Annotated in this window: 14 protein-coding genes; 13 read left to right on the top strand and 1 reads right to left on the bottom strand. The window is 48.8% G+C overall.

The genetic code is table 11. The features are described 5' to 3' along the window. Positions 1 to 119: 119 nt before the first annotated feature. The 10 genes from ACQQ6X_RS06800 (at position 120) to ACQQ6X_RS06755 (ending at position 8,145) form a co-directional block, all read left to right on the top strand. A complete protein-coding gene (locus tag ACQQ6X_RS06800) occupies positions 120 to 1,466 on the top strand; it encodes a 2-hydroxycarboxylate transporter family protein (RefSeq protein ID WP_305164697.1) in 1,347 nt (448 codons plus the stop codon). Positions 1,467 to 1,528: 62 nt separating this feature from the next. Then, positions 1,529 to 2,725: an NAD(P)-dependent malic enzyme gene (locus ACQQ6X_RS06795; RefSeq protein ID WP_305164696.1), complete on the top strand. Its 1,197-nt coding sequence runs from the start codon at positions 1,529 to 1,531 to the stop codon at positions 2,723 to 2,725. A 182-nt stretch (positions 2,726 to 2,907) separates the two neighbouring features. Beyond that, positions 2,908 to 3,282, top strand: coding sequence for a hypothetical protein (locus tag ACQQ6X_RS06790; RefSeq protein WP_063210074.1), 375 nt, complete (start codon positions 2,908 to 2,910; stop codon positions 3,280 to 3,282). Positions 3,283 to 3,306: 24 nt separating this feature from the next. Beyond that, positions 3,307 to 3,492, top strand: coding sequence for a YfhD family protein (locus ACQQ6X_RS06785; protein ID WP_063210075.1), 186 nt, complete (start codon positions 3,307 to 3,309; stop codon positions 3,490 to 3,492). Positions 3,493 to 3,683: 191 nt separating this feature from the next. Further along, positions 3,684 to 4,649 (top strand): 50S ribosomal protein L11 methyltransferase, encoded by a 966-nt coding sequence (gene prmA, locus ACQQ6X_RS06780; protein WP_305164695.1) that lies wholly within the window; start codon positions 3,684 to 3,686, stop codon positions 4,647 to 4,649. A gap of 2 nt (positions 4,650 to 4,651) precedes the next feature. After that, complete coding sequence (locus ACQQ6X_RS06775; protein WP_305164694.1) at positions 4,652 to 5,344, top strand: site-2 protease family protein; 693 nt, start codon at positions 4,652 to 4,654, stop codon at positions 5,342 to 5,344. A 157-nt stretch (positions 5,345 to 5,501) separates the two neighbouring features. Continuing rightward, on the top strand, positions 5,502 to 6,266 hold the full coding sequence (locus ACQQ6X_RS06770; protein WP_305164693.1) for a 16S rRNA (uracil(1498)-N(3))-methyltransferase: 765 nt from the start codon (positions 5,502 to 5,504) through the stop codon (positions 6,264 to 6,266). Position 6,267: 1 nt separating this feature from the next. Further along, complete coding sequence (gene mtaB / locus ACQQ6X_RS06765; protein ID WP_305164692.1) at positions 6,268 to 7,611, top strand: tRNA (N(6)-L-threonylcarbamoyladenosine(37)-C(2))-methylthiotransferase MtaB; 1,344 nt, start codon at positions 6,268 to 6,270, stop codon at positions 7,609 to 7,611. Further along, a complete protein-coding gene (locus tag ACQQ6X_RS06760; RefSeq protein ID WP_430493537.1) occupies positions 7,589 to 7,747 on the top strand; it encodes a hypothetical protein in 159 nt (52 codons plus the stop codon). The genes mtaB and ACQQ6X_RS06760 overlap by 23 nt, the downstream gene beginning before the upstream one ends. Next, positions 7,711 to 8,145, top strand: coding sequence for an NUDIX hydrolase (locus ACQQ6X_RS06755; protein ID WP_305164691.1), 435 nt, complete (start codon positions 7,711 to 7,713; stop codon positions 8,143 to 8,145). The genes ACQQ6X_RS06760 and ACQQ6X_RS06755 overlap by 37 nt, the downstream gene beginning before the upstream one ends. On the opposite strand, the gene ACQQ6X_RS06750 is transcribed toward ACQQ6X_RS06755, so the two are convergent. Beyond that, positions 8,135 to 9,157 carry a Na/Pi cotransporter family protein gene (locus ACQQ6X_RS06750; protein WP_305164690.1) on the bottom strand — a complete coding sequence of 341 codons (1,023 nt, stop codon included), beginning with the start codon at positions 9,155 to 9,157 and terminating at the stop codon, positions 8,135 to 8,137. The two genes, ACQQ6X_RS06755 and ACQQ6X_RS06750, sit on opposite strands and share 11 nt — an antisense overlap. Before the next feature lie 136 nt (positions 9,158 to 9,293). Here ACQQ6X_RS06750 and ACQQ6X_RS06745 point away from each other — a divergent pair, with 136 nt between their 5' ends. The 3 genes from ACQQ6X_RS06745 to addA all read left to right on the top strand — a co-directional run bounded on the left by ACQQ6X_RS06745 (position 9,294) and on the right by addA (position 18,494). Then, on the top strand, positions 9,294 to 10,673 hold the full coding sequence (locus ACQQ6X_RS06745) for a class I SAM-dependent rRNA methyltransferase (protein ID WP_305164689.1): 1,380 nt from the start codon (positions 9,294 to 9,296) through the stop codon (positions 10,671 to 10,673). A 241-nt stretch (positions 10,674 to 10,914) separates the two neighbouring features. Beyond that, positions 10,915 to 14,481, top strand: a complete 3,567-nt coding sequence (gene addB / locus ACQQ6X_RS06740) for a helicase-exonuclease AddAB subunit AddB (RefSeq protein WP_305164688.1) — start codon at positions 10,915 to 10,917, stop codon at positions 14,479 to 14,481. Continuing rightward, positions 14,478 to 18,494 (top strand): helicase-exonuclease AddAB subunit AddA, encoded by a 4,017-nt coding sequence (gene addA / locus ACQQ6X_RS06735; protein ID WP_305164687.1) that lies wholly within the window; start codon positions 14,478 to 14,480, stop codon positions 18,492 to 18,494. The genes addB and addA overlap by 4 nt, the downstream gene beginning before the upstream one ends. Positions 18,495 to 18,521: the final 27 nt, after the last annotated feature.

The raw sequence follows: 18,521 nt of genomic DNA, 5'->3' as shown, positions 1-18,521 counted from the left end.
CTTCTTTCTGATTACTTTAGTTACAAAAGTTAGTTCTTAGTTTTAAAACCAAATAAAGCGTTTTCCATAGTGTAGAATGGGAACATGATCATCATTCTTCACTTTATGGAGGGAGATTTATGGAAAATGCTACAAACCAGCCTGTCATTCAAAAGGAGCAAAGATGGAGTAAAAATACTTTAGATGGGTTTAGGATGCTGGGCAGGGTAAAGGTGGGAGTTATTCCTCTTCCGCTGTATATTGTGATCGCGTTGATTGTTTATGCGGCAGCAATTACAGAAAGACTTCCGAACGATCTGTTGGGCGGGTTTGCCGTCATCATGATTTTAGGTATACTGCTCAGTGATCTGGGGGCCAAACTTCCCTTACTCAAACATATAGGCGGGCCAGCCATTCTATCCCTTATGGTTCCATCGTTAATGGTATTTTGGAATATGTTCAGTCCATCTGCCATGGGAGCTGTGCATACGCTTATGAAAACCTCAAATTTTCTTTATTTCTACATCGCATGTCTCGTAACAGGAAGCATTCTTGGTATGGATCGCAAAATGCTGCTGAATGGAATTGTCAAAATTTTTGCCCCCATTATTATAGGGTCTATTGCTGCGGTCGCCGTTGGTATGGTGGTGGGTATGGCTTTTGGCTATAGTGCTTATCACACATTTTTTTTCATCATCATTCCGATTATTTCCGGTGGAATTGGAGAAGGCATTTTACCGTTGTCCATTTCGTATGGAATGGTACTGGGCAAGGATTCTGCGGTATTCGTATCCCAGTTTATCCCGGCTGCAATTATCGGTAACATAGTTGCAATCATAGGTGCAGGTGTCTTGAAAAGATTAGCGGAGAAAAAACCAAACACTTCTGGTAACGGGAAGTTGTTGAAACTTGAGAAAGGAGAAGGTAAGTTGGCTCCGGTAAACTTGGGACAATCTGTTTCTTTTCCGTTAATGGGAGGAGGTCTGCTGTTAGCCTGCACTTTCTTTATTGTGGGTAAGCTGCTGGAGCCGTATCTCCATATTCCAGGACCGATCCTCATGATTCTGGCGGCGGCATTAATTAAGTGTATTCAGATCATGCCGAACTCATTGGAGCAGGGAGCTTTTCATTTGTATAAATGTATCACGGCTAGTCTGACGTGGCCTCTGATGGTAGGGCTAGGTATTTTGTATGTGCCATTAGATAGTGTAGTAGGAATTTTAACGGTTCCGTATGCGATCACCTGCGCATCTGTAGTGGTTGCGTTGATTGTTACTGGATATTTCACTGGAAAATGGATTCACATGTATCCCGTAGAAGCTGCTTTAGTGACCAGTTGTCGCGGCGGATTAGGGGGCACAGGCGATGTAGCCATTCTGTCTGCATCCAATCGGATGGAGCTGATGCCTTTTGCCCAAATTGCAACACGGATTGGAGGAGCAGGCACGGTCATTTTAGCCACCTTGTTACTCCAATTTTGGAGCTAATGAGTTTCAACCTAGATATAACAGTCTAATTAAATAAACTTAATGAGAGGACGGAGAGAAACATGAGCAGTTTAACAGATGAAATCAGAGAATTACACGAAGGTGGCAAAATGGAGACCTTACCCAAGAAACGAATTGAAACAATGGAGGGGTTGTCCAAAGTTTATACGCCAGGTGTGGCCCAAATTTGCATGGAAATTGCCAATGACCCAGCCAAAGCGTTCCAATTAACAATTAAAAAAAATACAGTAGCGGTCGTTTCAGATGGGACGGCGGTCCTTGGATTAGGGGATATCGGACCAGAGGCTGCTATGCCTGTGATGGAAGGTAAAGCGGTGCTGTTCAAACAGTTTGCAGGTGTCGACGCATTCCCCATCTGTCTCAATACAAAGGACCCAGATGAGATTGTTCAAATTGTCAAAATGATCGCTCCAGCATTTGGCGGCATTAATTTGGAGGATATATCTTCGCCACGCTGTTTTGAGATCGAGAGACGGTTGAAGCAGGAACTCGACATTCCAGTATTTCATGACGATCAGCATGGGACAGCAGTCGTTGTATTAGCGGGTCTGGTCAATGCACTAAAGGTATGCAGCAAAAAAATGGAAGATATCAAAGTAGTATTTGCTGGTATCGGTGCGGCGGGTATGGCCTGCTCGCGCATGCTGCTCAAGGCAGGGGTGCGCAATCTGATTGGCGTTGATCGACAAGGAGCCATTCATCGTGGTGTAGAATACAGTAACCCGCATTGGACAGAATTTGCGAACATGACTAACCCGCATAATTTAAGTGGAAGCTTATCTGAGGTGATTGTGGGAGCTGATGTGTTCATTGGTGTGTCGGGTCCAGATATACTGACTGTGGAAGATATACAAAGCATGGCAACTGATCCTATAGTGTTCGCTATGGCGAATCCGAAGCCAGAAATTGATCCGACCGTAGCCTTACCTTATGTGCGTGTGCTTGCTACCGGCCGCTCCGATTTTCCTAACCAAATTAATAACGTGCTGTGCTTCCCAGGAATTTTCCGGGGTGCTCTGGATTGCCATGCCAAGACGATTAACGAGGAGATGAAACTGGCTGCCGGGCTTGCCATCGCTGATGCCATTTGCCCTGAGGAGCTAAGTGAAACTTATATCATACCGGATGTTTTTAATCCGAAGGTGGTTCAAAAGGTACGGGATGCAGTTATTCGTGCAGCCTGGGAGACAGGAGTAGCCATGTCAGGTGAAGCTCCAGCTGCTAATTTACATCTGTAAAAGTTATGTTCTTCACAAACTTTAATTCACAGTCTTGCCCTGCTGTTCTCGATAACGCCTGTATCCATTTAGCCTTTCGTGGAGAATATAAATTCTTGCCAATGAGCAGGCTATAACAAAGCGTAATGATCCATGTTCTCAAACAAGCGTTGCGCTCAATTACTACACAGGGGGATTTTGGAATGGGCGAAAAAAATATTTTGGCGTATTTCAAAAGTCCTGAGGAAGCACAGGGAGCCGCGAGAAAACTGGAAGCTCTCCGGGTAACGGATATGTCGATAGATCGCTTTAGCCGGTATCCGCGGCAGTCCACGGGCAACGCCGGACTGCCTGTGTTTTCGGGACAGATTAACAGCTTGTCTTCACTAACGCAGGGAGTAGAATTTACAGATCGCAGTCCGGCGATACTGGCTGCGGCTGATCCTGTTGCCAGTGGCATGAGTGACGGAGGACAGGGTGGGCCTACGGGCCGCGATATTTTATTGACTGCTGTGGTGGATGAGTCCATCCATCATCAGGCCATGTCTATCGTAGAACAAGCGGGTGGAATGCTGTGAAAAGTTTGGAAGGAGCAGTGACCGATGCCTAGAAACAAAAGGTTCGATAAAGTGCTGACCAAAACCGAGAAAATCAAACGCATGCAATCTGCCAAAAACGAGGATGTTGAGTTCTCGGCAGAGCTGGCAGATGCAGAGGATCTGGAAGCGATTCGGCGTAGTGAAGTTGCTGACCGCCGTCAGCAGCGTATTATAAACGACAGCGAGTAGAATACAATAAGGCGGGAATCCCAGCTATTAAGATGATTTGTGGGATGGCCCGTCTTATTTGTTTTTTCTCAAGCAATTCCAAGACGAGCTGGAGAAATCGGAACAGGAAGATTATCAGCTTTTTTGAACTCCTATGCGAGTATATAGTACAATATAATGTATGCATGTGAAATGAGGAGGAAATGTAAACCATGTTGTGGAATGAAATTACAATACATACAAGCGAGGAAGCTGTCGAAATGATTTCGAATTTTCTGCACGAAGCAGGTGCAGGAGGGGTTTCCATTGAAGAATCTGGTTCGCTGAACAAGCCACGGGATACGTCTTATGGACAATGGTACGATCGCCCTTTGAACGATATACCTGAAGGACAAGCGGTCATCAAAGGCTATTTTGCCGAAGAAGTGGACATAGACGGTGTGCGCGCACAAATTGAGCCGCGAGTGGAACAATTGAGAACATTTGATATTGACCCTGGAGAGGTTCGTTATGAGCTGAAAACGGTCAATGAAGATGACTGGGCTAATGCCTGGAAACAGTATTTCAAGCCATTACGTGTATCGGATCGTTTGACCATCAAACCGACTTGGGAAGAGTATGAGCCTGCGAGTGAGGATGAAAAAATCATTGAGCTCGACCCGGGTATGGCCTTTGGTACTGGAACACATCCGACAACATCCCTTTGTCTGAGAACACTGGAATCCGTAATTCAGGGTGGAGAAGAAGTCATTGATGTCGGTACAGGCTCCGGTATCTTGGCCATTGGAGCGATAAAGCTGGGAGCAAAGCATGTACTTGCCTTGGATCTTGATCCGGTGGCGGTATCCAGTGCGCGTGAAAATACGCGTTTGAACGGGCTGGAGGAACGCATCACCATCAAAGAAAGCGATTTGCTCTCTGTGCTCAATGCAAGCGATCCAACGCTGGGAATTCAACTGCCAGTCAAGCTGGTGGTAGCTAATATTTTGGCTGAGATCATTTTACTGTTCATTGATGATGTATATAATGCCCTGGAGCCAGGTGGTATTTATATTGCTTCTGGGATTTGGAAAAACAAAGAAGAGGCAGTCGAAACCGCGTTGAAGGCAGCTGGCTTTGAAATTGCCGAAATCAACCGAGATGAAGATTGGCTGGCGTTTGTGGCGAGAAAGAGGTAAGCATGGATTTTCTACAAAGTATTTTTCGTGTAAATTTAAATGTCCTTCCATTTTATTTGCTGGCTGTGATTATATCGTTTACGGTGCATGAATTTGCGCATGCGTATTATGCCAATAAATTTGGCGATCCTACGGCCAAGCTGCTTGGACGGGTGACTTTAAATCCGGCAGTTCATATTGATCTGCTGGGTACACTGTTACTGCTGATCGGTGGCTTTGGCTGGGCCAAGCCAGTTCCGGTGAATCGTGACAATTTTAGCCGTCCGCGTCTGATGGGCATTATTGTATCGGCTGCTGGCCCGCTGAGCAACCTGCTGCTTGCATTTGTGACGACCCTGATCTATGCTGTGCTCCTTCATTTTCAAGTATTGCCAGGAATGGAGAACCAGCGGGTGGCGCAGGCAATCTATTTGTTTATCAATGCGCTGATCAATTTGAACCTGTTTTTGTTTATCTTTAATTTGATCCCACTGCCTCCACTTGATGGCTATCGGATTGTGGAGGATGTGGCTCCTACTCGTGTGCGCCGCAAGCTTCAGCAGTTTGAGCAATGGTCAATCTTTATTTTCCTGCTTATACTGGTAATTCCACCGGTACGAGCTATAACGATTGAACCTCTTTACACACTGGCTCAGATGATTTATATACAATTTTTGCAGTTCTCTTTTTACATTACCGGATTGTTCGGAGCCTAAGGGCTCCTTTTTTTATGAGAATGGGTATAACGTGAATGGAAGAGGGAACAGACTGGTCATACAGGCGCAAAAGATGATATGATGGTGCTTGGTGATTTATTCGGAATTTGTACGGAACGTTAGTAATATTAGTTATTTTTAGAATAGGTGTGAGAGAATGCAGCGTTATTTTATTCCGGCAGAGCAATTTCTAGAAGATCACGTTATTGTTACGGGTGAGGATGCACGGCATATTGCCAAAGTCATGCGCGGCCGTAGTGGTGACAAAATTATAGTCAGTGACGGGGAATCCAGGGAAGCGCTGGCTGCATTGGATACAATTGAGCAGGATCATGTGAAAGCGATGATCATCGAGCCGCTGGAGATGACCTCTGAACCGTATGTTCAGATCACCATTGCGCAGAGTCTTCCTAAAGGGGACAAGATGGAGACGGTGATGCAAAAATGTACAGAAATCGGAGCCACCGGTTTTGTACCGTTCTTATCCGAGCGTACAGTTGTGCAATATGATGCCAAAAAGGAAGGCAAGCGACTGGAGCGTTGGCGCAAGATTGTGAAGGAAGCGGCTGAGCAAAGCCATCGCAACCGGATTCCGGAAATTAGCGCACCCCTGACGTGGAAAGAACTTCTGGCTTCTTTTGCTGGGTATGATTTGATATGTTATTGTTATGAAAAAGAGCAGGGTCGGCAGCTACGGGATGTAATCCGACCTTTCGCTGAACAATGGGCGTCCGCAGACAAACCGCGTGTGCTGGTGGTGGTAGGTCCGGAAGGCGGCTTTACTGAAGCGGAAAGCCTCGAGGCCGAGCAGGCCGGAGCACAGTCTACAGGACTGGGAAGACGTATTCTGCGTGCTGAAACCGCAGGTATGGTTGCATTGGCATGCATTTTATATGAGACAGGAGAAATGGGAGGGGTTTAATATGCCATCAGTGGCATTTTACACATTAGGCTGTAAGGTAAACTTTTATGATACAGAGGCGATCTGGCAGCTGTTCAAAAAAGAAGGGTATGAGCAGGTGGATTTTGACGAGCAGACTGCTGATGTCTACTTAATTAATACATGTACGGTTACGAATACTGGTGACAAAAAGAGCCGTCAGATCATTCGTCGCGCGATTCGCCGAAATCCGGATGCTATTGTGGCAGTGACGGGCTGTTACGCTCAAACTTCTCCAGCTGAAATTATGGATATTCCAGGTGTGGATCTTGTTATTGGTACGCAGGATCGGGATAAGATCATTCCGTTTGTGAAGGAAATCCAAGAGTCGCGCCAACCTGTAAATGCGGTGCGTAATATAATGAAGACCCGTGTGTTTGAGGAAATGGATGTGCCTGATTTTGCTCATCATACACGTGCGTTTCTAAAAATACAGGATGGTTGCAATAACTTCTGCACCTTCTGTATTATCCCGTGGTCGCGGGGTTTATCGCGCAGTCGTGATGCCGCGAGCATTATCACACAGGCGCGTCAGCTGGTGCATGCAGGCTACAAGGAAATCGTACTCACGGGTATCCATACCGGTGGTTATGGTGACGATATGGAAAATTATGATCTGTCTGATCTGCTGTGGGATCTGGAGAAAGTAGAGGGGCTGGAACGTATTCGGATCAGCTCGATTGAAGCCAGCCAGATTGATGAAAAAATGTTGGATGTGCTGAAACGCTCCAATAAGTTGGTTCGCCATTTCCACATACCGCTTCAAGCAGGGGACGATACAGTGCTGAAACGGATGCGCCGTAAATATACGACGGAAGAGTTTTATAATAAAATGCTTATGATTCGGAAGGCAATGCCAGATGTAGCGATTACAACAGATATAATTGTCGGCTTCCCTGGGGAAACGGATGAAATGTATCGTAATGGCTATGAGTTGATGAAAAAAATCGGGTTTTCGGAGATGCACGTATTCCCGTATTCCAAGCGTACTGGAACACCTGCGGCACGTATGGAGGATCAGGTGGACGAGGACGTGAAAAATGCGCGTGTGCGTGAGCTGATTGAACTGTCAGAGCAAATGCAGCTGGCGTATGCTGAGAAGTTTGTTGGTCAGGTGCTGGAGGTTATTCCGGAAGTAGCGCCTAAAGGGACGGAAGATAGCGGCATACTTTACGGTTATAGCGACAATTACATTCAACTGGTGTTTGAAGGTAATAAGGATCTGGTTGGCAAGGTGTGCCGCGTAAAGCTGACGAAAGCAGGCATTAATGAAAGTGAAGGTCAATTGGTCCGCGTATTGGAAAATGGGCTGCAAACAGCTTTGTAAAAAAGAGCCTGAACAGGCAAAAGTGATGGCCAACAAGGATTTCGCCTCTCCTTACAGAGAGGACGGAATCCTTGTTGCGCAAGGAAAGGAGATTACAGGATGGCAGCAAAAAAGGAAATTTCCGCAGGTGGCGTAGTGTTTCGCAAACAGGAGGAAGAGCTTGAAATCCAGCTCATTACCGACCGCTATGGCAAGATATCCTTGGCTAAAGGCAAAATGGAGCCGGGTGAAACGATCGAACAAACAGCTTTACGTGAAATTCGCGAGGAGACAGGGCTGAATGGCCGGATTATTCAGCATGTGGATATGATTGCTTACACGTACCAGCACCTGGAATATGGAGAAGTGGACAAGGAAGTTCATTATTATCTCGTAGAGGCACTGGACGGAGATTTACAGGCACAGATTGAAGAAATCAAAGGCGTTGCCTGGCATACGCCCGAAGAAGCATGGCGTCTTCAGCGTCAGGGCGGATATGACAACAATGATGTCATTCTAAGCAAGGCGCTTTTTATGCTAGGAATTAACGTTTAATCTTATGGGGAGACATACGTTCCTCTAAACGTGTCCATACAGGTAAATAGCAGAGGGGCAAGGCAAGCAGAGAACTGATGACGTTAAACAGGGTTTGGGCATGCGCTACCTTGGCCCCGGGCTCGGTAGATATCCAGGTGGCAGCCATATCCAGCCCAGGGATCAACGGCATAAAGAGCAAGGCCCCGCCTACGTTCAGCAGCACGTGGGACCAGGCCACAAATTTGCCAGATACGCTGCCGCCAACAGCGGCAATCAGGGCAGTTACGCAGGTGCCTACATTAGAGCCGATTACGATGGCAATCCCTACATCGACAGGCAAGGCGCCGGCAGCAGCAAGGCTGATTGCCATACCAATGACGGCTGCGCTGCTGTGGACCAGTGCGGTCAGGCAGGCTCCAGCAGCGAAGGCCCACCACATGTTGGCTGCCGCGTGATCCAGAAACCAGCGGAATAGTCCGGCCTGCTCAATCCATGGGCCGACGGTTTGCATCACGCGGATACCTGCCAGAATCAGCGAAAATCCGGCAAAAACGAGACTGATAAATTGGACAGCCTGCGGGCGGCTCAGCCCATTGGAGCCGGATGAAGTTCCGGCAGCTGCACACTGGTGGCTGGGGACCGCTTCTCCCCACAGAACGGCAGCGCCCCAGCAGAGCAGTGACCCGCATAGCAACGGAACAGCCAGCTTGCCAAGCTGGAGCCCCATCAGCTCGGTCGTCAGACAGGTGCCGATATTGGTGCCAAGAATGATGCCGAGCGTGCGGCCGTAGGTCAACAGTCCAGCGTTGACCAGTCCGATCGTCAGCACTGTTACGGCGGTGCTGCTTTGCAGTAGAGCGGTAATGCCTGAGCTGAACAGCATCCCCCGCCAAGGGGAAATGGTAGCCCGATCCAGCCAGCGGGTAAGGAAGGGGCCGGCCAAATGCTGAAGGGCAGCTTCCATCAGCTTCATCCCGCCTAAAAAAATAAGCAGCCCACCGCATAGTGGGAGTATAACATGTATGAACACGGGCATAGTCCCCCTTTTCTAGGTGAGAATACTTATGTAACAGCCTATGATTTACCGAGGACAGCCATGACAAGCATGGCGGTGCTCTTTTTTACGAAACGATAATTTTGTAATTCAAGAATAGGAGTGAAGGATTTTGCCTTCAGTAATATTAGAACGCAGCCGCAAAAAAAGGCTGGAGCAAGCACACCCTTGGGTGTTTAAAAATGAAATAGCCAAGGTTGAGGGGGAGCCGGAAGCAGGTGATTTGGTCAGCGTCCTGAACCATCAAGGGCGTTATTTGGCGACAGGTTACTATAATCCTGCCTCACAAATAACAGTGCGTGTGATGTCCTATGAGCCGCTGGAAGCGATGGACAAAAGCTTTTTCGCCCAACGTTTCCGCAATTGTTTGGAGCATCGCGAACGCTTTGTAACCGGGGGAAATGCTTATCGTTTGGTGTACGGTGAGGCTGATTTTTTGCCTGGGCTGATTGTAGACCGTTTTGGTGATGTGTTGGTCGTTCAGCTGTTAACGCTTGGCATGGATCGGCGCAGGGAAGAAATCAGAGATGCACTTGTTGAAGTCATGGGACCAGTTGGTATCTATGAGCGTAGTGATGTACCCATCCGCGAGCTGGAAGGATTGGAACAGACGAAGGGGCCTTTGTACGGTGATTGTCCGCGACATGTAGTGGTGACGGAAAACGGCTTGCAAATCAAGGTCGATATCGTAGAGGGGCAGAAGACAGGCTATTTCTTTGACCAGCGTGAAAACCGTGCGGCCATTGCGCCGTTGATGAGAGGCTGGGGAGCGCGTAGTGGAATAACGTTACAGGAAGTAGCTGCAAACCCAGGAGATGACGGCACAACGGTCCTGAAGCCTGTGAATAAAAGTGGTAAGGTGGTTGAATTCCCATTCTGGGACGGAGCAACCGTATTGGAATGCTTTTCCCATACAGGTAGCTTTACGCTCAATGCGTGTAAACATGGTGCGAAAAAAGTAACTTGTCTGGATATTTCGGAACATGCGATTGAAAGTGCTCGAGATAATGTCAAGCTGAACGGTTTTGAAGACCGCGTCGAGTTTGTCGTCGACGATGCTTTTCAATATTTACGCAATCAGGTGAAAGGTGTAGAGGAACGCACTGCGCGAGCAGGGGGCAAAGGAGATACATCCAAGCCGCTAACTGCGGGGGGCGGACGCACCTTTGACGTGGTTATTCTCGATCCGCCAGCTTTTGCCAAAACGAAGAATGCTGTTAAAGGAGCTATACGTGGATATAAAGATATCAACCTTCACGGAATGAAGCTCGTCAACGAGGGTGGCTATTTGGTGACCGCGAGCTGTTCGTTCCATATGCGGCCGGAGCTGTTTTTGGACACGATTAAGGAAGCGGCAGCAGATGCTGGCAAAATCCTCCGACTGGTAGATTGGAGAGCGGCAGGTAAGGATCATCCCCAAATATTGGGTGTGGAGGAAGGCCATTATTTGAAATTTGCCATCTTTGAGGTGCGTAGTCGGACACGGCTGTAGGCATCCCATCCTGTCAAAGTTAAGCGATTTATAATCGATAAAGATAAATAGGTGAAACAAACTTATTTTTAGTAAAAATCAGTCCTGTAGAGAAGGCTTGCATCAAGCCAACCTGCGGGACTGTTTGTTTTTTGAGAAGTGATCAATTGCTACAACATGGCAAACGTACGTTCTTTTTTCCCTTGCCTGATATGCTATACTATTTAATAGAATGTTTTTTGGTTGGAAAGGAGGCCGCATCATGTCGGTCCGCTTATTGATTGGCCGCTCTGGTAGTGGTAAAAGTACGTTAATCCGTCATGAGATGACGTCTATGTTACGCGAAGAGCCACTGGGTAAGCCCATGCTGTTACTTGTACCGGAGCAATCGTCATTTGCTTCTGAGCATGCATTGCTCACCGAAGCTGGAAACGGTATTCAGGGGTCGGTGCGCGCCCAGGTGATGGGATTCCATCGTCTTGCCTATTTAGTCATGCAGGAAACAGGTGGTTCAGCACTGGTGCCTGTAACAGAAGAAGGCAAGAAGATGCTTTTATATAAAATTATCCGCCGTCGCAAGGATGAACTGAGTTTGTTTAAGGATTCGGGAGACCAGCTCGGTTTTGTAGATCGGTTGAATACATTGTTTACGGAGCTAAAGCAGTACGGAAATGATGCTCGGTCTGTACCGGAGCAACTGGAAAGAATGCATGCTGCGGGGGAGTCCGCTCCGATATTAAGAGGCAAGCTTAAGGATATCAGTCTAATCTATGAAGATTTTGAACGGGAGCTGACGCTTAAATATATCGATGGTGAAGATACACTTCGTATGCTGACAGAACAGATTGCACAGTCTTCACTTGTACGCGGAGCAGACATTTGGATGGATGGCTATCGGCGGTTTACACCCCATGAATACAAGGTGGTGGAGCAGCTTATGCTGCACGCCTCTTCGCTGACAGTGGCGTTGACCTGTAACCGCAGCTACGAAAGCGGACAGCTTCCGCATGAGCTGGATTTGTTTCATCCTTCGGCGGCTACTTACGTCAAGCTGAAAGGAATGGCAGAGGAGCTGATGATTGAAACGCAAACGCAGTTACTACGTCCCGATCCGATGCCTCGGTTTAAGGAGCGTCCAGCGTTGGCGTATTTGGAGGCTAACTTTGAACATCGTACAGGGCTGCGGAATCCGGGACACCGGATACGGCTTCAGCAGCTACGAGAGCAATGGGCAGATACGCAACCAGAGGGCATAAAACTGTATGCTGCGGCAAATCGCCGCGCCGAGTTGGAAGGAGCCGTACGTGAAATGCGCCGCCTGGCCCGCGAAGAGGGCGCGCGTTATCGGGAGATGGCCCTGTTTGTGCGTCATATAGAAGATTATGAGCCTTGGGTGGAACCGATATTCAAGCAATATGAGGTTCCTGTATTTTTGGATCAGCGGAGAAGCATACTTCATCATCCCTTAGTGGAATTGATTCGGGCTTCACTGGATATCGTGCAGCGACGCTGGCGATATGAGGATGTATTTCGTGCGGTCAAAACAGACCTTCTGTTGCCGCTGGATGGTCGAGTGAGCCGTGAGCAGATGGACCGTCTGGAAAACTATGTGCTGGCCTGTGGGATACAGGGCAGCCGTTGGACAGATGGCCGACCATGGCAGGCTGTACCCAGCTTGTCACTGGAGCTGGAGGAGCAGGAACGGAATCGTCAAAGGGATGAAACGCTGGATTTGATGGAGTTGTGCCGAGATGTGATCGTGACGCCTCTACATACGTTTGAGAAGCGTATGGGGAAGGCGCGAACGGCACTTGAGAAGTGTGAGGCCGTGTATTTGTTGCTGGAGGATGCAGAAATCGGTCACAAGCTGGACGCCTTCATTCATCAGGCAGAGGAAGCAGGAAATCCCGAGCAGGCGAAGGAGCACCGTCAGGTATGGGATGCGGTGCTTGAATTGCTGGATCAAATCGTCGAAATGATGGGTGATGAGAGACTGGATACTTCTCTGTTTGCGGGTGTACTGGAAACGGGATTGGCTGAGTTCCGTATGGGGCTTGTTCCACCGGCTCTGGACCAGGTGCTCGTCGGAAACACGGACCGTACGCGTGTATCTGGTATTCAACATGCCTTTGTGCTAGGGATGAATGAAGGTGTAATGCCGGCTGTGTTTCATGAAGATGGTGTGCTGAATGAGCAGGAACGTACGGCATTAAACGAACAAGGTGTAGACCTGGCGCCAGATATGACAAGACGTCTGTTGGACGAACGTTTTCTCGCTTATACGGCTCTTACCTCTGCCGGTAAAAGCCTGTGGATGAGCTATGCAGTGACTGATGAAGAAGGCAAGCCGTTGCTGCCGTCAGAGTTAGTACGACATGTGCGGCAACTGTTTCCTGATCTGGATGAACGCCCACTGGCCGGATACCCTTTGCCTGGAGACGCTTGGACGACGCAATGGGAGTATGCTTCCCATCCGTCTGAGGCTTTGCCGCAGCTCATCGCGCAATTACGTCATTGGCGGCGTGGCGGTGATATTTTACCTTCCTGGTGGGAGGTATATAACTGGTATGCCAGCCAGCAAGGACGTGAGAAGGACAAGCTGCGTCAGCTGTTGACCTCACTTTTTTACGAGAACCATGCCGAAATGCAGAAGGAAACGAGTCGCCGTCTGTATGGCAGCAAGCTGCGCACCAGCGTATCTCGTATGGAACGCTTTGTCGCATGTCCATTCTCGCACTTTGCCTCTCATGGTCTTCGCTTGAAGGAACGTCAAATGTATCGTCTGAAGGCCCCGGACATCGGACAATTATTCCATGCAGCGCTTGGTGAGATGGCGATCAATCTGCGTGAACGCAATGTCAGCTGGGGAAGCCTTACCACCGAGGAATGTCGCCAAGAGGCAGAAAGTACGGTGGAGCGTCTGGCTCCTCGCCTGCAAGGCGAGATTTTAATGAGTTCCAAGCGGTATGGCTATATTTTACGCAAGTTAAAAGACATCGTGAGCCGTGCTTCGTTAATTTTGGGTGAACATGCACGGAGAGGTAGCTTTGAGCCGATTGGACTGGAGTTGGACTTCGGACCGGGTCAGCCGCTTCCTCCGTTAAGCTTTCAGTTAGATAACGGTGTTGTGATGGAAATTGTCGGCCGGATTGACCGTGTAGATGTGGCAGAAGGAGAAAAGGGATTGCTTCTGCGTGTCATTGATTACAAGTCCAGCCAAAAGGATCTTAAGCTGCATGAGGTGTATTATGGCTTGTCCCTGCAAATGCTCACGTACCTGGACGTACTATTGAATGCGGCGGAGGAATGGTTAGGCGAGACTGCTTATCCGGCGGGCACTCTGTATTTTCACGTCCACAATCCGATGCTGCAATCGCCTAATGGCCTTAGCGCAGAACAGGCTCGTCAGGAGCTTTTGAAACGTTTTAAGATGAAGGGATTGTTGCTCGCGGATCGGGATGTAGTTGGGCAAATGGATACAGCATTGGACAAGGGATATTCCTCTATTTTACCTGTTGCGGTGAAAGCAGATGGCAGTTTTTACAGCAGTGCTTCCGTTGCTTCGCCTGAACAGTGGGATAGCCTGCTAGCTTCAGTGCGTAACAATATTCGGACAATTGGTACACGGATGACAGAGGGCGATGTGGCCATTGAACCTTATCGTATCCAGCAAGAGACGGCATGTACCTTCTGCTCTTTTAAGCCTGTTTGTCAATTTGACGACAGTCTGGAAGGCAATGGTTACAATCAATGGGTTAAACCAGGTAAAGATCAGGTCTGGGATCTGCTCGGTCATACACAGGAAGGGAAAGGAGGAATGAAGCAATGATAAGCACGTCAAACGCTAAAGGCTTGCCCAAGCCGGAAGGAAGCATGTGGAGCGATGATCAGTGGCGTGCCATTTCGGAGTCTGGTAACAACATGCTGGTTGCGGCAGCAGCGGGTTCTGGTAAAACAGCGGTGCTGGTAGAGCGTATTATTCGCAAAATTGTCGACCCCCAGCTCGGCTTCAGTGTGGATCGGTTGCTGGTGGCGACCTTTACGAAGGCTGCAGCCGCTGAAATGCGTCAACGGATACGCGAAGCACTGGAACGTGTGCTGGAACAGGAACCGGAAAGTGAACATGTGCGCCGCCAGCTATCGTTGTTGAATCGGGCTTCGATTACGACGCTTCACTCTTTTTGTATGGAGGTCATCCGCAGGCATTATCAGGCCATTCCTCTTGATCCCGGCTTTCGGATTATGAATGAGCATGAAACAGAATTGCTGCGGCAAGAGCTTTTAGAAGAACTGTTTGAGGAAAAATATGAGGCCCATGATGAAGGCAGCACATTTCGCAGGCTGGTCGACTGGTTTAGTGGAGAACGCACCGATGATGCAATGTATGTGCTTGTTCAGCGGCTGTACGATTTTTCGCAAAGCCATCCTTGGCCGGAACATTGGCTGCGTGAGACGGCAGCAGCATTTCGTGTACAGGATGTAGCTGCGTTGGGGGAGACTCCCTGGGTGCGCAGTATTTTGGCGGATGCTGCCCTTTCGTTGCGCGGAGCAGCGAGTTTGCTCGAACAGGCGCATGAAACAGCTATCCAGCCCGGCGGTCCTGCGCCATATGCCATGACGCTGCAAGAAGATGCGGCGATGGTAAATGAATTGCTGCAGGCACTGGAAACACAGCCATGGGCGTCCCTGTATGATCATTTTCAAGAAGCGTCATTTGGTAAGCTCAAGCCAGTCAAAAAAGATCAAACTGAGCCTGCATTACAGGAGCGGGTTAAGACGTTACGCGAAGCCGCCAAAAAAATGGTTACGGATATGAAGGCTTCCCTGTTCGGTAGGAGAGCAGAAGCTTATTTGGAAGAACTGCATGCAACGGCTCTTCTGATGGACGAACTGGTAGAAACCGTGATTGCTTTCGGGGAACGATTTCAACAGCACAAGCAGTCAAAAGGGTTGGTGGATTTCGGAGATTTGGAGCATTATTGTCTGAAAATTCTAAGACATCCCGACTCTACTCCGTACAAGCTACTACCTTCCGATGCTGCACTTGAATACAAAGCGCAGTTCGACGAGGTGCTGCTGGATGAGTATCAGGATACGAATACCGTACAGGAGGATATTGTCAAGCTGGTATCACGTGAGGAACCGGGTAACCGTTTTATGGTGGGAGACGTGAAACAGAGTATTTATCGGTTTCGACTGGCCGAGCCAGGGCTGTTTTTGAATAAGTATCAACGGTACGGCATGCAGGAGCAGGAAGATGGCTTTTTGATTGATCTGGCGCGTAATTTCCGCAGTCGGGAGGAAGTTGTCGATGCGGTCAATTTGGTGTTCCGCCAGATTATGAGTGTGGATGTAGCGGAAATTGAGTACGATGAACGAGCGTGGCTCGTACACGGCGCGTCCTATCCCGAGAAGACAGAGCAGGACGATGTGTCTGCATATGCACCTGAGCTGCTGTTAGTTGATAAAGGCGGGCGTGGTCTTTCCGAGACTTCGGAGTTGCCTGAAACTGGAGACGAATCGGCTTTGCAGGAAAGTGAGCTGGCCGAGCTTGCGGAGCTTGAAACGGCTCAGTTAGAGGCCCGTGCAATCGCGCAACGGATCAAGGAGCTGACTGGAGATACTGGACAACCACTGTTGATTTACGACAGAGGATTAAAGGCGATGCGTCCAGCAGTCTACGGTGATATTGTCATTTTGCTTCGTTCAGCAAGCGTTTGGGCTCCCCTAATTGTCGAGGAGCTGCGGCTAGAGGGCATTCCTGCCTCGGGAGAGCAGACGACGGGCTTTTTTAAAGCAACAGAAGTTGAGGTGATGTTGTCCCTGCTGCACATTATTGATAATCCACAGCAGGATATCCCACTTGCATCTGTGCTTCGTTCGCCAATTGTCGGCTTGACCGAAGATGAACTGGCACAAATTCGGCTAGAGAAGCCGGATGGATTGTTTTATGATGCATTGCTGGCGGCAGCAGAGACTGAACAAGTCGAGCAGAGGGTAAAAGGGACCTCTGCAGACGTTATGGAGATGGATTTTTTCAATGAGGACTCGCTATCTCCACCTGACTCTGTTCATAGGGATGACGAGAATACGTTGTCTGCCCGACTACGTTCATTTTTGCGTAATTTGGACGCATGGCGGCAGGAAGCCAGACAAGGCAGTCTAAGTGTATTGATTTGGAATGTGCTGGAGGAAACAGGATATTTGGACTGGGTGGGTGGATTGCCTGGCGGTTCACAGCGTCAAAGCAATTTACGGGCCCTATATGACCGAGCGAGACAGTATGAGACTTCTACGTCCAACCGAGGCTTGTTTCGATTCCTGACCTTTATTTCTCGTCTACGGGAGCGAGGCGGTGATTTAGGATCGATCAGCAGGGGGGCTGAGCCCGATCAGGCTGTCCGCATTATGACCATTCATAAAAGTAAAGGACTTGAATTTCCTGTCGTATTTATTGCGGGGACGGCAAAAATGTTCAATCAGCAGGATCTGAATGTACCGTTTCTTATGCACAAGGAATTGGGATTTGGTCCTAAATATGTGGAGGAGCAAAACCGGGTCAGCTACCCAACGCTGCCCAATCTAGCGATCCGTCGACGCTCACAGCTGGAGCTGTTGGCCGAGGAAATGCGGGTGCTATACGTAGCGCTTACGCGTCCACGTGAAAAGCTGATTATGACCGGAACTGTGAAGGATCTCGCTTCCCGCGCAGCGGGCTGGGCACGTGTCAAGGAGCATGCGGATACAGTATTACCAGACTATATGCTGGCGGCAGGCCGCAGCTATCTGGACTGGGTAGGTCCTGCGTTGATTCGGCATCCGTCTGCGATCTCGCTGAGGGAAGCAGCAGGCGATCAGGATGGGTACTATCACAGGCTGGAGCACATGCCAGGGGCGGACTGGTTATTTAAAATCGTGGCCTCAGAAACACTTTCTGGCTCTCGTGTAAACTCGGATCAAGAAGAGGTGTTGGCCGAAGAGCGGCAAAAGAAAACAGAAGCATTGAGAGGTATGGAGCCAGTTGAATTGACCGAAGAGAGTGAAACGGATATTGCCGGTGCTCTTTCCTGGACCTACCCGTATGAACAGGCCGGCAAAACAGCAGCCAATACATCGGTCACGGAGATGAAAAGATGGCTGGAAATGCAGGAGATGGGATCGGACGATTGGCTGAATTTATCTTCTGTCTCCCAACAAGTCGACTTACCGGAGGATCGTGAAGTATCTGACACTCGGAGCAGTCAATTACACTTGCGCAGACCTAAATTTATGGGCAATCAGCGGCTGACTCCTACGGAACGAGGGACGGTCTATCATACGTTGATGCTGCATTTGCCCCTAGATGGAGTAATGAGCGCTGAGGTCATTGAGGAAACAAAGGCTCGTTTGCTGAATCAACGCATTTTACTGGATGTTCATGCAAAGGTGCTGGATACGAATAAAATATTACGGTTTTTCACTAGTGAGCTGGGGGGCAGAATGCTGGGTTCATCCCGTATTCAACGTGAGCTTCCGTTTACTTATGCAATGCGGGCCACCGATTACTGGAACCACAGCTTACCCGCGGTGCTACCTGAACAGAAGACAGTTACGGGAGGCGGGCAGGACGATAAAGTGCTGATGAACGGGATCATTGACTGTCTGTTTGAAACTTCCGAAGGACTTGTGCTGCTGGATTATAAAACAGACCGGATATCCGAATATCGTACGCTGTCACACTTAACGGACCAATATCGTTTTCAATTGGAGCTGTATGCCCGTGTGATTGAAGAGATCACAGGCAAAAAGGTTGCTGAGAAATGGTTGTATTTTATAGAGGCTGGAGAGTGTGTACAGCTATAGTTATATAGTTAGGGAGAGGGGGAATAG

It is taken from the genome of Paenibacillus ottowii, assembly GCF_050516475.1.
Taxonomy (GTDB): domain Bacteria; phylum Bacillota; class Bacilli; order Paenibacillales; family Paenibacillaceae; genus Paenibacillus; species Paenibacillus ottowii.
Note: the sequence above shows the minus strand (reverse complement) of the source record. Positions and strands in the feature narration are given on the sequence as shown.